This window comes from Rapidithrix thailandica, assembly GCF_039710355.1.
In the GTDB taxonomy this organism is placed as follows: Bacteria; Bacteroidota; Bacteroidia; order Cytophagales; family Flammeovirgaceae; genus Rapidithrix; species Rapidithrix thailandica.
In genome coordinates this window covers 122925-144309 of record NZ_JBDKWZ010000019.1, presented here as the reverse complement: position 1 = coordinate 144309, position 21385 = coordinate 122925, and the positions used below count along the sequence as shown (strand labels likewise).

Annotated in this window: 4 protein-coding genes; all 4 read right to left on the bottom strand. The window is 43.9% G+C overall.

Translation table 11 applies throughout. The features are described 5' to 3' along the window. A partial coding sequence (locus tag AAG747_RS24635; RefSeq protein ID WP_346823916.1) for an amino acid adenylation domain-containing protein occupies nucleotides 1-8017 on the bottom strand: 8017 nt, incomplete at its 3' end. A gap of 91 nt (nucleotides 8018-8108) precedes the next feature. Further along, nucleotides 8109-19976, bottom strand: coding sequence for an amino acid adenylation domain-containing protein (locus AAG747_RS24630; RefSeq protein ID WP_346823915.1), 11868 nt, complete (start codon nucleotides 19974-19976; stop codon nucleotides 8109-8111). A 131-nt stretch (nucleotides 19977-20107) separates the two neighbouring features. Further along, nucleotides 20108-20542: a cupin domain-containing protein gene (locus AAG747_RS24625; RefSeq protein ID WP_346823914.1), complete on the bottom strand. Its 435-nt coding sequence runs from the start codon at nucleotides 20540-20542 to the stop codon at nucleotides 20108-20110. A gap of 131 nt (nucleotides 20543-20673) precedes the next feature. Further along, nucleotides 20674-21333 (bottom strand): class I SAM-dependent methyltransferase, encoded by a 660-nt coding sequence (locus AAG747_RS24620; RefSeq protein ID WP_346823913.1) that lies wholly within the window; start codon nucleotides 21331-21333, stop codon nucleotides 20674-20676. Between the last annotated feature and the right edge of the window lie 52 nt (nucleotides 21334-21385).

Genomic DNA, 21385 nt, shown 5'->3' with positions numbered 1-21385 from the left:
ACAAGGAAAACTCCATAAACGGATATTCCGGCAAGTACGTCTCTTTTCCATAGTTGGTAAAACTCGCAGAGATATCCGTATAATGATACCTCACCGGACCGCCCCAGTTCCGCAATGCTTCCAATACAAACTTACTCGTTCCTCCCGTACCCGCGCCCACTTCCAGGATTTGCAGCCGTTCCGATCTCCCTCTCTGCTCCGCATACTCCCTTACCAGACCCGCCACCAACTCATTGTAATGGTCCACCAAAGCATTCCCACGGTAGATTCCCTCCACCAAACTCTTGTCCCCTTCCGGAAACATCACCGATACCGCACTCTCCTCCCCCCGCAAAATCGAAGGGTAACGGATCACACATTCCCACACCAGACGCACATACGCCGATAGTGACTCCTGCAAGCCTGATAGCGTTTGGCCCTCCCTTTCAAGAACTTCCCGGTCCTCAAGACCGATCCCTTCCCTTGTGATAATACTCTCCCCCTCTTGCAAAAGGTAACCCGACTGACTTAAAATATCGAGTAGCGCGGGGAATAAACGGAAATAACCGGGGACAATCCCCAAGCGTTCCCGGAGTGACTCCAACTCATACTCCTCGCCTCCCCGGTGAAAGACTCCCATTTGCTGAAAACTGTAAAGCAACAAGCGGCCACTCCAGGACAACAACTCTTCAAAACCTTCCCGCAACCGCTCAAAACCCGCCTGTGAAGACGAAACGCCCGGAACCAAGCCCTTGACAGAAACCGGTTGTTGTACAGCTTGCAGGAGGTGTTCCGGCTGATCATGAAATCCGAATTTTTCCAACAAACGTCCACGGCTTTTCACCATCACCACATTCGAAACCCTTGAGGAAAGCACCTCTTCTATCGCCTGAAGACCCTCACCGTTCCGGATACCGTAAAGACCCAACGACTCCAGCAAGTCCCGGTAATATTCCGTCGAGACAATCCCGCTCTCCGACCAGTAACTCCAATTAATCACCTGGACAGGACAGGACAGCTCCGAACGGAGGGCTTCCGCGTAGCTGTCTTGAAACGTGCAGGCCGAAGCGTAGTTACTCTGACCCGGACTCCCCACATACGCGTTCAGGGAGGAAAAGAACAACACAAAATCCAAGGGCTCTTCCCGAAGCTGTTGGTAGAAATAAACACTGCCCTGCACTTTTGGAGCAAGCACCGCAAGCAGGTCCGCCTCTTCCAGCTGCTCCAATCGCTTGTCCCGGAGTTCCAGCGCGGAATGGATCACCCCGTGGATGGAACCGTAGGCAGCCCGGGCACGGGCAAACAACGAAGCCGCTGACGAAGCCTCCCCGATATCCCCCTGAAGGTACGTCACTTCACTGCCCCGGGATTCGATCGTCCGCATCAGGGCTTGCTGCCCGGCATTCAACTCGCTGCGCCCTATCCAGATCAGTTTGACCGGATGTTTCCGGCTGAGGTGGTCGCTGAGCACACGGCCCAGACCTCCTGCCCCTCCGAGGATCAGGTAGACTTTTCCCGCTTCAAACTTGCTCGCCCGGCCCGAAGGCAAGTGCAAAGGGTACAAGCTCCGTCGGTATACCTGGCCTCTGCGGAGGGTCATAAGAACCGGCATTTTTCTGAGTTGAGGTATCAACTCTTTTATATATTTACTTTCTGAAGCTATCTCTGAGCCAGAAAGGCTCAAATCCAAATGTCTGATACAGCTTTTGGGATACTCTTCATTTAAGGTTTGTACCAAACCTAAAAGTCCCCCGTTAAAGGCCTGAATTTTTTCACCTCCCGTAACAGCACAGGTGTCGTTGGTAATAATACAGACGGTAAGTTTTTCATCCAGAAGTTTTTGTTTTGCCAAAAACTTCATCACTCTAAACAGACCTCTGACACTCTGTTCTGCTTGTATGGTACCTTGCTCTGTATCTTCCAGATTTACAGGTGCTGTCTGAAAGCCTCCCAGGTATATGATTTCATGTATCAGTCCTTTTTCTTTAAGTATTCCGGATATTGCCGATGAGCCTGTTTCTGCATTTTCATTTAGGATTTCTTCAAGTGATAAAAAGGAAACCCCGCCTGACAAAATACCTGTAAGCGACTTTGCTTCCGCTTTGTTAGAGGCTGTATGTATATAAAGTCTGTTTACATCTCGGTGATAAACTTTATTCCCTTCTAAGGAAACCTGTTCCCATTTTACATGATGATAGTGTGAGGGCGCGGTCATTTCATTTTTATTCATCGTACGATTGACCACATCGTATAGCTTAATACATACTTTACCGTTTTGATCAAGAATGGCTACATGGTACTTTTCATCATTTGATTTGGTAGCATACGCATAACAAGACGCCTTCGGTTTGGCAAAAAATTCTACCTGACCCACGCTGAACGGCACTTTCAGGCCGCTATCCGCTTCCAGGTGCATCATTAAGGTTGCCACTGTCTGTAAAGCCCCGTCCATCAGTGCAGGCGACAGATAAAAGCAAGAAGTTTCGTGTTCAAAGTCAGCACTAACTTTCATTACCGCCATCGCCTCACTTCCATTGACCCTTACAGATCGAACCACCTGATAGTAAGCTCCATAGTACACCCCTTTATCTTGCATATTCCTATAAAACCGGTCAAAGTCAATCTTTTGTCCGGACAGCAGCCCATCTATTGGCAAAGACTCTTGAGGCCCCACGTCTAAAAGTTGTATAGATCCGGTAGTACACAATTCATCATCGGAGTCCAATACTTCAAAATCATAGTGAGTATCCCTAAGCTTCAATACTACTTTCACTTTTACTTCTTGATCTATTACCAAGGGTTTCAGCCAGTAGACTTTTGACAAGCTAAAAGGGCCTTTTTTAAGCTTGCTGACGGCTTCATAAACCATTTCCAACGAACCGACTCCAGGAAACACATATTTCCCGTTTACTACATGATCCTTAACGAGAGGCTCTTGATTACTCAATGTTTTTTCAAATACACTGGTATTGAATTCATTATTCGGAACCATAAGATCGATCAAAGAACCCTCCGGTTTATCTACCGGAAGCCAGTACCTTACCGCCTCAAATGGATATACCGGAAGCGGAAGCCTATGGGGTTTATCATCGTATAGTTCTTCAAAGGCAAGCTCCACTCCGTTGACCCATAACTTGGCAAGTCCCTTGAGATTTCCTTTGCTACTTAAGCGTTGTAATAAAATTTCCTGAAACCCTTCTTCCTCCAAAAGCCCCTCTACCAACGAGTTGTTGCCTGTTTGTTTTTTCACACTGCCCCGATACACTTCTGAATCCGAATTACTCTCAACAATTGAGGATAATTTAGCAAGCGCCTCCTCTTGATTTTCTACCACAAAAGCCAAGCGCTCTTTCATGGCTTCACGACCTCTTTGCAAGGTATACGCGATATCTGCAAGGGAGTGTTTCTTTCCTTTATTGATAAGATAATCCCTTAGCTGAGTGGCCTTCTTTTTCAATTGATTCTCAGTCTTAGCCGAAAGCACTATCAGATACTTATTATTGACAGCGTTTGCTTTTGAAGCAAGATTTTCAGTGTACTCTTCCAGCACAACATGAGCGTTGACCCCTCCAAAGCCAAAGGAACTCACTCCTGCTCTTCTCGGTATTTCACTCCCCTTATCATCTTGTAAGCGCTTCCACTCTTTTGAATGTTGAACCAGATAGAAAGGACTGTTATCCAAATCGATATAGGGATTTACTTCCTTAAGTTGCACATTGGCGGTTAGTTTTTGCTGTTGCATAGACAAGACTATACGTTGCAACCCGGCAATACCTGCTGCCCCTTCAAGATGCCCGATATTTGTTTTTACCGATCCTATACCACAATACGCCACCTGTTTATTTTCACTTTTATCATTATTGATAAAGCGTTGAAAAGCTTGTTTGAGGCCATTCACTTCAATAGGATCCCCCAAAGCCGTGCCCGTTCCATGCGCTTCCATATAGCTGATGGTGGAAGGATGAATTTTTGCTTTTTGCATTGCTTCAACAATGAGGTCTGCCTGTGCATTGGGGTTGGGTGCCGTTAGAGAGTTTGTCCGTCCTCCATGATTTTCTGAAGAGCCCCGTATCACTGCATAAATATGATCCCCATCCTGTTGGGCATCCGAAAGGCGCTTGAGCAGTATCAATCCGGCTCCTTCTCCGCGTACATAACCGTTGGCCGAAGCATCAAATGCTTTGCAGGAACCATCAGGACTTAACATTTCATTTTTGCTTAACGCGATATGGCCAAATGGACTCAACATCACGTTAACACCACCTGCTAATGCTACCTTGCAATGCCCGCATCTAATCGCTTCAAGGGCCTCATGCACTGCCACCAAAGAACTGGAACAGGCGGTATCTATGACTACACTGGGACCTCTTAAATCCAGCATAAAAGAAATCCGGTTAGCCACCATGGTTTTAGCCATACCCGACACCGTATGAGGTACTATTTCACAACCGCTGTTCAGGATCAATTCCGTATAATCCGAACTTACACAGCCAATGAATACCCCCGTATCACTCCCTGCCAGGTCCGAGGGTTTGTATCCCGCATCTTCAAAAGTATGCCAGGTCATCTCCAGCATGATCCTTTGCAAAGGATCCATAAGTTCTGCCTCACGCGGGGATATGCCAAAAAAGAAAGCATCAAATTTATCTACCTGGTTCAGAAAGCCTCCCCATTTGGAGTTAGTCTTGTTACGCTCTTTATGTACATCCCCGAAGTATTTTCTCCAATTCCACCTCGAAGAGGGAACTTCTGTGATTAAATTTTCATTGGCTTCCAGTTTATCCCAAAACTCTTGAAGGCTATCCGCCTGTGGATACTTCCCTGCCATACCAATAATGGCAATGGGTTCGTCATGGGAAGGGCTTTTATTTTCTTTTTGAAAGCTATGAATTTCCTCTTTACCCGACTTTCTGCTATCCCCGTGGTTGACTCCCAGGAGATAGGAGGCTATCTCTTCAATGGTCCGGTATTCGAAAAATAAAGCCGGAGTCACCTTTTTATGAAAGTGCTTACTGATCTTAACACCTAAAGTGGTATAACCAATAGAATCGAAACCAAATTCACCGATATTTCTCGATCTGCTAACTTGTTCCGTATCCAACAACTGTATTTCCTTAATCGCTTCGATTAAGAATTGCTCTACGGACTCTCGCTCGGCATTCGGTTGGGAAATATTCCTTGAAGCCGGCGATTGCTTATCATTATTACTAATTACGGGCAATTCCGTCAATGCTTTTTGCTCCAGCGACTTCCGGTCTATTTTTTTATTAAGTGTCAATGGATATCCGGTGACCCAATAGTATGTTGAGGGAACCATGTATCCGGGAAGCGTGGTCTTCAGGTTTTCACTGAGTTCACGTTCGGACAATACTTTATCCTTATTGCTTTTGAGAAAAGCGACCAATCGGGACTCCCTTTTTACGACTATAGCATCCGTTACCCCCCTCATCTTTTGCAAGGAAAGTTCTATCTCTTCCAGCTCTATCCGGTGACCTTTTAGCTTTATTTGCTGATCGATTCTCCCCAGATATTCTACCTCTCCGCTTTCTGTATACCTCCCCAAGTCTCCGGTTTTATACAGCCGCTTCAGGGTGTTGCCAACTTTCACGTTGACAAACCTTGCCGCGGTTTCTTCCGGCCGGTTTAAGTAACCGATGGCCAATCCCGTACCTCCAATATATATTTCTCCGGGTACGCCAATGGGACAAACACCACCCGTTTCGTGCAGTATCAACATCTCCATGTGATCCACCGGCTTACCCAATACGATGGATTTACCCGACTCTACCTTTGCCACGGATGCCCAAATGGTGGCCTCCGTAGGCCCATACATATTCCAAACGGAATCACTTCGCTCCAATAAAGCGTTTGCCAACTCTTTACTAAGGGCCTCTCCACCACAAAGCACCTTAAAGGCCGAGGCCCCATCCCACTCTGCGGCAAGAAGCATTTTCCAGGTGCTGGGTGTTGCCTGCATTACGGATATATCTCCTTTATCTAAGCGCTCCTTCAACAGGATACCATCCTTTGTAATTGCATTCGTAGCAATCTCAAGGGTTCCACCCACCAATAAAGGCAGGAAGAGTTCCAAGTAGGCGATATCAAAACACACTGTAGTTACTGCCAGCAGTTTATCGGAGGATGTGATACCCGGCCGCTTTTGCATAGAAAGCAAAAAATTGCTCAGGCTGTTATGACTAATAGCAACACCTTTGGGTTTACCCGTTGATCCCGATGTAAAAATCACATAGGCAGGATCACCGGGTAAGATATCCGGCAACGGGATTTCCTCTACCTTTTCTTGCAGTATTTCACTATAGATTAGAGTACTGAAATCTTCTTCGGGTAATAGTGCTTTCAAACTTTCATTTGAAAGCACCCAGGATACCGATCCTTTCAACATATGCGCCAGCCTTTCTTTCGGATATACCGGATCAAGGGGAACGAAGGCATTGCCCGAAGCCAAAATACCCATGAATATGGGAAGCAAATTTTCATTACGCTCCACAAATACACCTATCAGCGTGCCCTGAATATTTCGGGATGATAAGTACCGGGAGATTTTTTTACTTTTCTCAATTAGTTCTTGATAAGTCAGTGTATTACCCTCACAAACTACAGCAATTTTATCCGGATGCTTTTCTGCTTGTTTTTGAATGAGGTCTACTGTGTTTGGCAAAGAAAGGGCTTCCGCCACACTGGGACCATCATTATTATTGATTGAGGTTTCGAGATTGATGGCATTCAAATGTTGCTCCGGGTTTGGTAACATATTTTTCAACAGAGCTATAAAATGATTGGCAAACTGCCGGATGAAACCTGCTTGATATAGGTTGGAGTTATATTTGAAAAACAATTCGAAAGTACCTTCTGGATGCTCTACTACTTCTAATGTCAAATCAAATTCCCCAACCTGCCGTATGTTTTCGATTCTTTTTCCTAAGATTCCATCAATATCTTTTACTTGCAGCGCTTCAATTTTTTGATAGTAAAAAGCCGTGGAAAAAAGATTGGTGGAATGCCCGTTGGCTTTTAATGCTTTCTTAAATGTATAGAGTGGGTACTGACTATGGTCATAGGCCTCAAAAACCCGGTCGCTCACCTGTTCCAGTAAGTTTTGAAAAGAGGAACCGGCAGGTAAGTCCCCCCGTAATGCTACCATGTTTATAAAGCAGCCAACGGTTTGCTCAAATTTCATTCCGGGCCGACCTATCATCGGTATCCCCACGGCCATAGAGGTAAGTCCCGAGTACTTGTTTAACAACAGATAATAAAAGCTAAGTAGCAAGGCGAAATCGGTACTGCCCGAATGTTTAGCCAATATGCGTAACTCCCGCACCAGATCCGCATCTACATTAATGGCAAATACTTCTCCTTCTGGTTTCCGTGAGCCATTTGTCGTACTGACAGGAAGTACAAGTGGGTCAAGTTGTTCCAGGGCCTGCAACTTCCAGAATTCCTCGAGTCTATTTCCTTCCGGCCCGTTCAGCATGTTTTGTTGCCATTCTACATATTCCCGGAAAGGTGTTGGTAAGGATTTTTCATTCTGACCATAGTAAAAAGTAAGTAAGTCTTCCAACAGAATATTGACAGAAACACCATCAAATACCAGATGATGCACCAGTATTAACAGTATATGTTGACCGTCTTTGCGCTTATATACTTTTACGTTTATCAAGGAGTCCTTTTCCAGATCGAAGGGCTCTTTGCTATCTTGGCTAACCATACTTAAAAGCTCGGCATCACTTTGATGATGAACATCCGTTATCGTAAATGGTATTTCTTCTCCCCTCTCAAATACATGTACCGGTCTTCCATCTTCAAGACCTATCCGTGCTGCCAATATTTTATGTTTTTGAAGGACTTTCTGAAAAGCACTTTTCAGCACCTTAAGGTCAGTATCCTTAGACAGCCAATAGGCCAAAGGAATAGTGTAGGCATAGCTACCAGGATTCATCTGTTGGGCAACCCATAAGGCTTCCTGACCTTCACTCAGCGGAAAAGTTATAGGCGTATTTTCTATATTTTTTTTATCCATGGTCCTTTCAATAAATAATTATGAACTGCATAAATCAGGCTTGTAAAATGAAGTTGATCCTCCAAGTTAACTCCGTTGTCCTTCGATAACTCTACAGCTGAGTTAGAGGCATCTCTTTATGTTTGCTTTTAATGATACCGGCCAGCTTTTGTACCGTAGCTTGCCTAAAAAGAACTTTCATGGAAAGCTTCACATCAAACTGTTCTTCTACGAGTGACAACAGTTTGATCGCTTTCATCGATTCCAGTCCCAAGAGGTGCAAAGATTCCTCTGTAGGTACTTCTTCCGGGGCCATACCCAATAGCCCGGCTACCATATTCGTAAGTTGCCAGGTGGGTTCATCCAACACAGCGTTCTGACCCTTCTCCGGTTTCTTGTTCACAGGACTTGGCTCTTCAATGCTTGTAGGTATCCTATCGTCAAAATGATAGTTGGTTTGCATAAACGGATAGGTAGGTGCGGAAATCCGCTTCAGGTTTTGCCCTTCGTATAGCGTTTCCCACTCTATATGGATGCCTTGTACCCAGAGTTGCGCGAGTTTTCTTAAATTTTGCTTGGCCATTAATGCCTCAAAATAGGCTTGCCCTTCTTCCCCCTCCAGCAGGTATGCCATCTCTTTTCTTTGCTTCGCATTACCAAACAAGACATTATGATCTCCATCTTCTATACCCAAATAGCTTTTTAGTTCTCCGGTCAACTGATCTTTTGAATCTACCACCACTGCTATACGCTCCGGCATGGCTTCACGCCCCACTTGCAGGGTGTACAGAAAATCAGCCAGAGGAATGACCTCTGAACGATCTATAAACCGGAGTATACTATTAATATAAGCTTTGAGGCAATCCTTATTTTTGGCTGACAGGGTAAACAACATAGGCCTTTCCAAATACCCCTCTTGAGAAGTAGCCGCCATGTGATATTGCTCCAAAAGAACATGTGCATTTACCCCGCCAAAGCCAAATGTACTGACTCCGGCCCGTCTGGGAGCCTCTTTTTGGCTGTCGGGTTTATCCCAATTCCTGTTTGTATCCAGTACATAAAAAGGAGTGCCGGTAATTTTGATTTGCGGGTTTAGGGAATTAAAGTTGGCATTTTTAAGCAACTTATTGTGCTTCATGGATAGCAAGACTTTGAATAAGCCCGCCATCCCTGCGGCAGCTTCCATATGACCCAGGTTCGATTTAACGGCTCCTATTCCACAGTAATTAACCGGCAATTCATCATATTGGCGCTCTTCATAGAGCATTTTGAAAGCTTTATGAAGGCCATTAAATTCTATAGAGTCGGCAAGGGGAAGGCCAATGCCTTGTAGTTCGATATAATCAAGGGTAAGCGGATCTATATTCGCTTTGCGTAGGGTCTCGGCAATTAACGCAGCCTGAGCATTGGGATTCGGTGTGGTGACCGAATTCACACGACCACCATGATTGACATGAGTACTGCGTATAGTTGCATAGATATGGTCATTGTCCGCAATGGCCTGTGCCAATGGTTTTAACATTACCGTACCGATTCCTTCCGACCTCACATAGCCATCCGCATCTTGATCCAAAACCCTGGCCTTGCCGGTTTCGGATAAAACCCCGGCATTGCCAAACGCTATATGACTCGAGGGATCTAAAATGATATTGACGCCACTTACGATACACATCTCACAGGTCTTATTCCTTAAAGCTTCTACCCCCTTGTGTAAGGCTACCAAAGAACTGGAACAAGCGGTATTTACCGGTTCACTAGGTCCTCTAAAATCAAAGAAGTAGGATACTCTATTGGTAAGGATGGCTTGTGAGTTGCCGGTAGTTACTTGAAAATCACCTTCCTTCTGGTTTGCTCTCAGCAAATGATCGTAATCAGCCGTAGCCACTCCGACAAATACTCCTACATTTTTTCCCGCCCATTCACTGGCCTTGTACCCTGCATCCTCTATGGTTTTCCAGACAGACTCCAACAACAGACGCTGCTGAGGATCCATATACCGGGCTTCTGCCGGTGATATGGAAAAGAAGGGAGCATCAAAGGCAAATACATTATCCAGAAAACCTCCCCACTTATATTTAGAATTTTCCGGGGTTTTTACGTCCCAACGATCACCAGGTACTTCCGTAAGAACATCTCTTCCTTCTTCCAGTAACTGCCATAGGCTTTGTAAATCATTTGCTCCGGGCATTTTGAGGTCAAGCCCTACAATGGCAATGGGTTCCGGGCCTTGGTTTCCTCCTATATTGATCTGCCTTTGCTCCTGATAACGAATTGGCTTCTGTCCTATGCCATTATCAGTAATCTGGCTCTGTAGCATAGGTTCTTTCAAATTTTCCGAAGGATGCACTTCCTCCACTGCCGCTGCTATATGAGCATCGTAACGATGAAGTATTTCAGGATACTCTTCAAGCAAGTACTCTACCAGAGAAGCTAATGTAGCATGTTCAAAAAATACAGAGGGCATAAGATCCAGCCCATAGTGCTCATTGATTGTATTGGCAAACTCAGTAAATGAAACCGATTCAAATCCGTATTCGTCAATTCCGGTATCCAATTCTATGTCTTCCATATCTATTTTTAAGATACCAGAAACCATCTGAGTCAAATCCTTCTCAAGCAATCGTTTCTTTGCATGGGTTTCACCATTCATCTGTTGTGTATGAGTACTCTTGATTGCTTCCGGTCCTTCAAAAGCTTCCCGGTTTACGTTCAGCACTTTATTGATCTTATGCTCATCGCCTTTCACCACCATAAAATTACAAACAGGTGCATTCAGGCCTATTTTCAACGCGTTCAACCCATCTTCCTCTTCAAGAGCATACATACCAAAGGTTTTTTCAAAAAGCTTTTGAGTATCTTCATTAACCTGCATGCCACCATTTGCCCAGAGATGCCAGTTGATCGACAGGCTTTTTCCCCTTCTGCCTCCATTTTCTCTAAGCTTTTCCCGATACGCGACCATATGGTCCATAAAATTGTTGGCATATGCATAATCACACTGACCCGCGCTACCTATTGTGGCTCCGATAGATGAGTAAAGGATAAAGAAGTCCAAAGGCTCTTCAGCCGTGTATTGATCCAGGTATAAAGTCCCGTATACTTTAGGAGCTATTATTTCAGAAACATCTTCGACCTTTTTATTTTGAATAAAAGCACTTTTCATTACTCCTGCACAATGCACTACCCCATTAATTTGACCAAATAGGTTTTTGGTGTTTTGTATCAGCCGCCTCACCGCGTTTTCATCGGTAACGTCACAGCGCATGTATTCTACATTTGCCCCTTTCTTTTGCAAATCCGACAGTATTTTATGTCCTGATTCAGAAAGAACTGACCTTCCCGACAATACTACATTTAGTGGGATTGCAGATGTAATTTGACGAGCTAAGATTAACCCCAGGCCTCCCATGCCACCTGTAATCAGGTAAGTACCTCCTTCCTTAAACCCTTGGGCATTGTTATGAAACGGAGGCAAGGCTAAGGATTCCAGTCTTTTTACATGCCGTTTGCCACTTATGTAGCGAATTTCCTCACCTTGGCTAGAGCTAATGTTTAATTCACTTTCTACCCATCGGGCCTGCTGCGAAGTAGTTAACTCTCCCGCCTGAATGGCAAGCGTTTTGAAATTATTCAATCGATTTTCCAGATTCATCGATCTGACAAATGCCCCAACCGCTTTAAATGCGGCCGTCTTATAGTTTTCCTCATCCGGATAAATGTAAAGCAGTTGTTTGTCTCTCGCATTGGCATCCACTTTTAGCCATTGTTGTACCCATACAAAAAGTACATAGATGGAGTTGTCCAGAGCTGTATTCATTTTTTTATGGTTCTCCCAACCTGCTCCGGGTACCTGATAAACTATTTTTTTAATATCTACTTTTTCATTCTTGAGTTGCCGAAACAAACCTTCGATATGGCTTTCATTAAGAAAATCCAGTTCATAAGTATTGCCCGATACTTTTTGTAGTTTTTTTCCTTGGCTGACTAAAACAATATGCCTTGTAGTTTGTAGCCGTTGATATTCCTCATAAAGTGTATTTTCATCTGTTATCCAAAGAATACACCCTTCCTCTACCTGACGATCATAGGTGGTAATGTCCTGGGGCTTCCAGGCAGGCTGAAAATAGAGATTCGATCCCACTGTTTGGTTGTGTTGCCCCTTCTCCACTGTTTTGCCTAACGACTTTATCGTAAACTCTTTTAATTGGGTAATTACCTTGCCTTCGTTAGTCAATAGGTAGATATCAAACACGCGGCTATCATTACTGCCATTAGCATTCACACTAAGTTGGGTAAACACATACAACTCTTCGGGAAGAGGGCCACTTATCTGCATTTCTTTTAAAGAAAAAGGTAAGTACCGGGTCTTAGTACCCTCCAAATTATCCATTAATGCAATGACCGTTTGAAAAGCCCCGTCTAACAATGACGGATGCATGGTATACTCAAATAAGCCTTCTCTACATGAAGAAGGGATTCTTATTTTTGCCAGACATGAATCGCCATGAATATCAATATACTGCAATGAACGAAAACTATTTCCATAGTACATTCCGCTGCTTTTAAAGCCTTCATACAACTGTTCCTTTTCATATCTCTTCCCATTAAAAGCGGTAATGTCTACCGGAGCTTTCATCGTTTCCGCATTTGAAGAAACACGAAGCTGTCCTTGAGCACATTTTATATTTTTGTTGCTGACCGTCCATACTGCCCCCTCGTTTAAAGGGTTCAACTTGCATTGAGCTGTTATGTCACCTTCGTTTGCAATGAGAGGTTGTTCCCAAATGACATTGCTGAGGATTAAATTTTGATTTTCTAGTGAGTATTTTCCAGCCTGATAAGCCATTTCGAGGAAACTTGCGGCAGGAAATACTTTATGTCTGATCCCTTCAATTTCAGCTTTATGGTCTTCAAAGAAAAATTCACCCCCGTGAAAATTTGACTCAAAAGACTGTGATAAAAACGAAGAGCCGTTTTTATGTAGCAACGGATGTAAATATTCTGTTTGCACTTCTTGCTGATCACTGACAAGTGCAGGCTCTGTTTCCGGCAGCCAATGCCTTTCCCTTTTAAAGGGGTACAAAGGCAAGGATATTTTCGTGCCTTTGGTCGAATGTTGGAAAGACGTCCAATCCCAAACACTTGTGCTTACCCATAAGCCCGCAAGCTTTGCCAAATTGCGTTCTGCGATTAATTGCCGTATTTCCTCTTTTTCCGGCTCGCTATTTACCCGGGCTTTTTTGGGGTTTCCCGTATAGGTATTACTGTCCGGTTGTTGATGGATAAAACGTTTGAGAGAATCTGTTAGTGAGGAAACGGAGTCTACCACAAAGGCAACTCTTTCATCCAATGCTTCCCTCCCCACTTGCAATGTATACGCAATGCTCCGAAGGCTATGCTTCGTAGATTGGAACCAGGTATTTTTCTTTGTTACGTGTGGATACTTTTCTGAAAATTCTTTGATATAAGTGCTTAAGCTTGATGCCTGATATACCAGTTGCTCATCCACATGCATATTGAACTTCTGACTGACCAACCGGTTAAATGTCATCAACGAAACCAGGTCTATATCCAGATCGTCCCATTCATCATCCGCATTGATCAATGTATCTTCAACCCCGATTTGCCTTGCAAAAATAGTTTGAATTTCACTATATACAGAGTTCCCGCCATTTGCCCATATGACGGACTCCTTATCACTTTCAAGAAATTGCCATAAGTTTTGTGCACTCTCGATGAGTTGTTTTTTATTCCTTGCTGACAATACCACCAACTCTTCGACACCGGATGGTTGTTGCTCAACATAGTCATCCGTATGTGGGTATTCCTCAAGGATTATATGCGCATTAGCTCCTCCGGCACCAAATGAACTTACGGCTGCTCTTCGTGGCAATGCTTCTTCTTTGTTTCCCTTTACGCTGGTTACCTCCCAGTGTTGTAATGACTTTTGAACATAAAAAGGAGTATTGGCAAAGTCTATATTTTCATTTAGACTATCTGTATGTATAGACGGAACAAGTGTCTTGTGCTTCATCTGCAGGAGGACTTTGGTTATGCCTGCCATACCTGCACAAGCTTCCAAATGTCCGATGTTTGACTTTACCGAACCGAGGGCACAAAAGCTTCTATTGTTTGTAAACTTTTCAAATGCTTTTGTAAGGCCTTTCACTTCTATGGGATCACCCAAGGAAGTACCCGTGCCATGCGCTTCTATATACGATATGGTTTCGGGGTCAACTTTTGCTTCGTTTAGGGCTTGTATGATCAGTCGCTCCTGTTCGTTAGGGTTCGGCACCGTATAGCCATTGGTCTTGCCTCCGTGGTTTATAGCCGTACCTTTTACCAGGGCATGTATTGGGGTCTTATCCGACAAAGCTCGCTCCTGAGAAGTGAGAATCATTACGCCTATTCCCTCACCCGGCACATAACCATCCCCCCCCTGCCCGAAGCTGCGACATTTCCCTTCCGAGGAAAGGAACTGTCCTCCACTCAACAGGTGGTACTTGTAAGGATGTAAGGATAGGTTTACGCCTCCCACAACGGCAAAATCTATTTCCCCTCTATGCAGTGCTTCATGGGCATAATGCAAGGCAGTAAGCGAAGAGGAACACATGGTATCAATGGCAATACTGGGACCATGAAAATTAAACCAATAACTCACCCTGTTGGGAATGGAAGCCAATGAGCAATTAGGATACAGCCTTTCGCTTTCTTTTTTGTCTTGGTCTAATAGCTTATATTCACTCCATGTCGCTCCCAGATACACACCCACTCTATACTCTTGAAGATACGAACGGGTGTAGCCTGCATCTTCGAGTGCATGCCAGGTCATTTCGAGAAACAATCGCTCCTGTGGATCAATCAATTCCGCTTCTTTCGGTGATATATTGAAAAAGAGGGAGTCAAACTTGTCCACATCCTCCATAAACCCTCCCCATTTACCATGGATCTTATCTTTTTCTTTCAAATCGGATGAAAACCTATTGACAAAATCCCATCTTTCAGCCGGAATTTCGGTAATACAATCCTTGCCATTGACCAGGTTTTGCCAAAATTCATTCAGATCTTTTGCTTGTGGATAACGTCCACTCATCCCTACAATAGCCACCTGCTTGTCAGCCGAAGGTGTATTTGAAAATTGATTTCTAAAGGGTCTTGATTCAGGGTTAGAATTAGCAAGTGGCTTTACAACAGGAACGTCTTCATTTGTCCCCATTACTTTTTGCGCCATGGTATCTCCATGGTGTTGCAGCAGATATAAAGCTATCTGGGCAATTGTCTGGCATTCAAAGAAAAGTGTTTTCGAAATACCCTTAATTTCCTTTTCGAGCACTTTATTTAGCTCTTGAATCATGATTGATTCAATGCCATAATGCTCCATTGGATCTTCAGACCGGAGCGCTTTGGCCGGGGTATTGATCACTCCGGCAAACAATTCTTTTAGCCAGTTTTCAATTTTTATAACCGGCAATACATCACCGGTAGCTTCTTGTGCGATTACACGAGTTTCCTCTGCAATGTTGCTCCTTTTCTTTACTGTTTTTACCCAGTGTCGGGTCTGTTCGAATGGATAGGCCGGTATAGAAATTCTGCGACAACCGCTTTCCGGATTATATAGCTTTTTCCATTCAATTTGCGCTCCAGCTACATAAGCCCCGGCTAACGTTTTTAGTTTTTCTTTATACGTTGCTTTGTTTTTTGTACCTACATTACTTACAAGCCATCCTATTGACTGCAATATCCGGCTATTGTCTTTGGGTGCCGCCCGGGTAATAATATCCTGATGGCCCGATCCCTCTGTCAGCACTTGAAGCCTGTCTTTCAGATCTTCAAGGTTATCGGCAACAATTGCTATTCTATGATTAAAATGACTTCTACCTGCGGTAGTTGAGAAAGCCAAATCGCAGGTATGGCAATACTTTTTATTTTCTTCCAGCCAGTTAAGAAAGTCCTTGATTTTATGTTGTAATGAATATTCGGATTTGGCAGAAAAACAGAATAAATATGCTGGGAGATCTGGAGTTTCTATGCGCGGCGGGTTCGGAGCTTCCTCTATGACCATATGTGCATTGGTACCACTGAAGCCAAACGAACTCAAAGCCGCACGTCTTGGCTGCCGTCCCTGTTTTACCCACTCCTGGTCTATAATATTTATTTTGAATGGAGTTTGCTCCAAATGCAATAGCTCATTTTGGTTTTCAAAATGGATTTGAGGTGGTATTCGATCATTTTGAAGAGCGAGAAGTACTTTGAGTAAACCAGCCACTCCGGCACTGGCAATGGGGTGGCCAATATTCGCTTTTACGGAACCTATATTACAGGTAGAGCTTTCCGTTTTTGAAAAAACATTGCTTAAAGCACTTATTTCGATAGGATCGCCAAGCTTAGTCCCTGTACCATGCGTTTCTATATAGCTAATGGATGCAGGGTCTATCTTATTTTTATGATAAATTGACCGTATCAATGTTTCTTGAGACATGGCATTGGGAGCGGTTATACCATTCGTCTTGCCATCTTGATTTATACCGGAAGCTTTGATCACTCCGTAAATTTGATCGCCATCTTGCAATGCTTTCTCAAGTGACTTAAGGACTACTACTCCCACACCTTCTGCCGGTACAATCCCATCGGCATTGGCATCAAAGGGTTTACACTGGCCTTGCCCGGAGAGCATGCCCAACTTACCGGACATTTCATGTAGCCAAGGGGTTGATAACACACAAACACCACCTGCCAATGCCATATCCGACTCCCCTGCCTGAATACTCTTGCATGCCATATGGATGGCGACCGCAGAAGATGAACAAGCCGTATCCAGAGCAAGCGCAGGTCCTTTAAGGTTTAAGAAATAGGCAATGCGAGCAGCCAGTATGGCCATATCATTTCCCATAAGGGCATGCCCGTATTGATGGTATTCCGACTGCTGGACCAGATTCATATAATCTCCTGGCCGCATACCCATAAATACCCCTACGGCCTGTCCGGAGAGATCGGCCTCCGAATAACAGGCATCTTCCAGTGCCTTCCAACTCTCTTCAAGCAACAGTCGCTGCTGAGGATCCATAAGTTCCGCTTCCAAATGGGATATATGAAAGAAAGCCGGTTCAAATTTGTCTACATTTTCTAAAAATCCTCCACGGGTGAGTAAGTCACTATCAGTCTTTTGAACATTGTTATCAATACTCCAGCGATCTCCGGGAAAGTCAGTAACACTATTAAGCCCGTTTATAAGGTTATGCCAATATTCCGAAAGATTATTGGCTCCGGGAAACTTTCCTGACATGCCAATTACTGCTATATCATTGGCAATAACCTCTTGAGGTTTGCTCTTCTCAACGGCTTTTGCTTTAACCTCTCTATGCTCTACTGCTGCCGTATGTTGAATGATATTGCCCGTTTCCTTGGGTACCGGAATATACTCCACCAGCGTCTCACCTTTGCCTCCCGCTTGCAGGAATTGTGTCAACTCCCGAACCGATGCATGGCTATAAAGACTGGCCACCGATAAATTTTGTTTTAATTCACGGTTCAGGCTATTCATAAACTCTACTATACTAATAGAGTCAAACCCTATGGCATACCATCGCTTGGTAATATCCACTTGGTCCTGTTGCAGTATATCACAAGCGATTTTATGAATCATCCCCATCAGGCTATCTTCCTGGAAGGATGAATTTGCAATGCTCTTTTGTGCTGAGGTGACTTCATTCAGGCTGGCATAATCCACTTTACCGCTTAATGTGCGAGGTATCCGGTCAATCACCTGAAAACGCGTAGGCAAATAGTTTTCCGGCAGCTTTGACGACAGATAGTTTATAAATGACTCATCTTTTGGCGCTTTCCCTTTCAACGGGACGATGTAGGCTACTAATGTCTTTGATTTTCCTTCGGCTCCGTCTATACCCAATACACATTGCTCTACCTCCGGGTGGGTGAGGATTGTGTCTTCAATCCCCTTCAGCTCTATTCTAACTCCTCTGATTTTAACTTGACGGTCTTTACGCCCGGTTACAATTAACTTACCCTCAGGAGTAAAGTAAGCCATATCCCCTGTCTTATAGATGCGCGCACCCTTTTCGGTGCTAAAAGGGTTGGGAATAAATTTCTCCTCAGTGAGTTTGGGTTGGTTGAGATATCCCAAAGCAAGTGAAGGTCCTCCTATATGCAATTCGCCAGGTATGCTCTCCGGTAGAAGTTGCCCCTGACCGTTTAATACATATGCTTCAACATTTGGGATGGGTTCAAAGCCTTTTACCTCCACCCGTTCTTTATCCTTATATTCCACCTCTTCAAACAACACCCCATTCATCTCCGTAGCACCATAGTCGTTTAGCAGCTTCACTTTAGGCAAATGTTTAAAGAACAAATTGCATAAAGCAGATGAAAGCGGCTCCCCGGCAGTGATTAAAAGCTTCATGGAAGCAAAGTGTTGGCTAAACGGCAGGTCAGACGCCAAAAATACCCTGAGCAATGAAGGTACCATTGAAAAATAGGATATCTTATGGGTAAATATCGCTTGGGAGAGTCTTAAGGGGTCCTTTACCACTGCATTATGGAGAATTACTGTAGTAGCACCTTGCAATAGTCCTCCCAACAGTTCCCATAACGAAGGTAAAAAGTTGAGCATGGTACGTTGCCCCATTACATCATCTTCCTTGAAGGGGTAATTATTCCAAAGCCAGTTAAAGCGATTAATCAACTGTCTCTGACTATGGATTACTCCTTTAGGCTTGCCTGTAGAACCCGATGTATAAAGAATTAAAGCTTCTTCATCAAGGTTGTACTGATTCTCGGTGTTTTCTTTAAGAGCTGGCTGAAAGGCCACCCATTCACTATCAAGGCAGAGGGATGGTACACCCATACCATTGATGGCATTACTACTTTTTGTCAAAGTGAGCAGCACCCTTGCTTGAGTATCCGCTACAATTTGCCTCACCTGCTCTACGGGGTAGGATTCGTCTACAGGAACATAAACCGCTCTAAGTTTCAGGATTGCCAAAAGCCCTGCGATTGTATATTCACTTCTTGGTGTATAGATCACCACCCGCATTCCGGGCTTTACCCCTAATGCCGCTAGTGACTGTGCCAACTCATCAACCTGTTTTGACAACTCCCCAAAAGTAGTTTGATAAACCTCATCGTCTTCCCCGTGGTATATTAAAGCCGTTTTGGAAGTATTTTTAAGAACCTGGTTATCAAACCGCTCAAAAATACTGCTCATATCCTGATAGGCCTGTTGCATACCTTTCCAGTCATTCAGGATTTTCTTTTGGAGTGCCGGAGTCACTAAGTTTAAGTTTCGTAACGGCTGGGCAGGTATTTCGATAACGGATTTTAACAGTTGTTGCCAACTGCCCGAAAAACCGGCTATGATTTGTTGACTAAACAGGTTTTTCTTATAAACCCAATGGCAGGTAACTATTCCGTCCTTTTCACAACACAACAAACTAAGGTTTGACTTTGGCCAGAAATCTTTCCATTGTTTAAGTATGGCAGACTTATCCGGAATGCTGTCAAGCATTGCAAACCCAATTACATTCTCACTACTCACATTCAGCTTTTCTAAAACTGATATGGGTAAAGCATACTTACTCGCCTCATTGTACTGTTTGGCACTTACATGCAACAGTTGCTCGAGGGTTGATGAACTTGATATATCCACTTCAACCGGTACCACTTCGTGAAAAAGTGATTTACCCGTATGTTGATATAAACACACCTTTTCCTGCTCGCCGAAATTGTATAGAAAGACTTGCAGAGCCGCTCTGATACAAGCATGGATGGATACTTCATGCAAGTCAGCCAGTTTTTTCAATTTTTTAGTCAGACTGACATTTAACGTAAAGGGATGTATCTCAAATTCATCAGGTTGGCCCGTGTTCAAGGTCAAATGAGAGAATATACTACTCATATCGCAGTCGAGCCTGCCTTCCCAATAAGACTGTGGTAATTCCAGTTTGCTACCAGATTGAATCGCCATGCTTCTGTTGTTCGTTAGATACTTGATATTGAAGTGTTATGCAAATTGACCATCCGATATACGGTCACCGTGTTCATATGGAATTTCGATTATACCTTGATAGGCCTATCAAGGTATGCGTTAATATTTTTTTAAGGACTAACAGTATTGCTCGCCGCTTCTGACAGGTCTGCCAGCTCTTCCTGTTTCACCGTATCTTTTTTCATCCTTATTGCTATGAAATAGCCGGAACCGGAGATGACATTGGAAGCGTGTTTCAAGCCGGCAGGCATCCAAACACTTTTAGCTCCTTCCACTACATGAAGCTCATCGCCCAACTGTATTTCATATACCAACTCACTACCTTCTTCAGGAATCAATATGTTAATTTCATCCTCATCTTCATGGGCATGTGGTTTTGTATACTGCTCTTCATTTTTGTCGATTGCACTGATCTTGTGAATCGCCAAATGCACCGGAAACCCTTCAGCAAAAAACCTGTCGATCCCCTCTACATCGTTATGATGCGGGATGGAAGAAAGCGGAATGTTTAAGTTCTTGAAAATTAAATCTTGGTGTTTTTTCATGTTTGTACAATTTAGATGAATCCTCTACGCCAATTGACAAAGCTTTCGCAATGGCCTTGTCCCGGAGGTACACCCCGAATGTTGGCTTTAAGAGTTCTTATTTGTTAAGGTGTTGAAAAATACGTTCAGAATTAATTTCGAATGGCCAATGTTAATCCATCCGCTATGGTTAGCATGCTTATGGTCACTCTGTTGTCGTAAAGCAGTCTGGCATTCAGCTCCCGCAATGCCGTAACTTCCGCGCTTTGATTCACCGGGTCCACAATACTCCCTCCCCATAGCACATTATCTATTCCGATCAAGCCTCCGGGTCTTACGAGTTTAAGAGCTCTTTCGTAATAATTAATGTAGTTCTGTTTATCAGCATCTATGTATATAAAATCAAAATAATTGCTATGCCCCGTTTTGATGAGTTCATCCAACGTATCCATTGCCGGGCCGATACGCGAATCTATCTTATCCTCTACATTGGCTTGTTTCCAGTACTCACGGGCTATTGCCGTCCAGTTTTCATCTATATCACAGGTGATTATTTTGCCGTCAGGTGGTAATTCTTTGGCCATCCATAAGGTGGTATATCCTGTAAAAGTACCCAGTTCAATAATGCGTTTGGCTCCCATCAACTTCACCAACAATACCAAAAGCTGACTTTCTTCCGGTACACTTTGCATAGCTGACATGGGCATTTCGGATACCTGTTCACGTTGCTTTTTTAGCAATGCCGGCTCCCTTAATGATACAGAAAGTACGTATTCATGTAAGTCTTCCGTAATGTCAAGATAGTTTTTCATTTCAAGTGAAATTAAGTCTGTTTTCCCGGTTCGTATGCATCTACTGAGCCCA

Bases quoted from the DNA above. Each gene is read 5' to 3' on its own strand.
- AAG747_RS24630 (WP_346823915.1), bottom strand. From the start codon at position 19,976: ATGGCGATTCAATCTGGTAGCAAACTGGAATTACCACAGTCTTATTGG.
- AAG747_RS24625 (WP_346823914.1), bottom strand. From the start codon at position 20,542: ATGAAAAAACACCAAGATTTAATTTTCAAGAACTTAAACATTCCGCTT.
- AAG747_RS24620 (WP_346823913.1), bottom strand. From the start codon at position 21,333: ATGAAAAACTATCTTGACATTACGGAAGACTTACATGAATACGTACTT.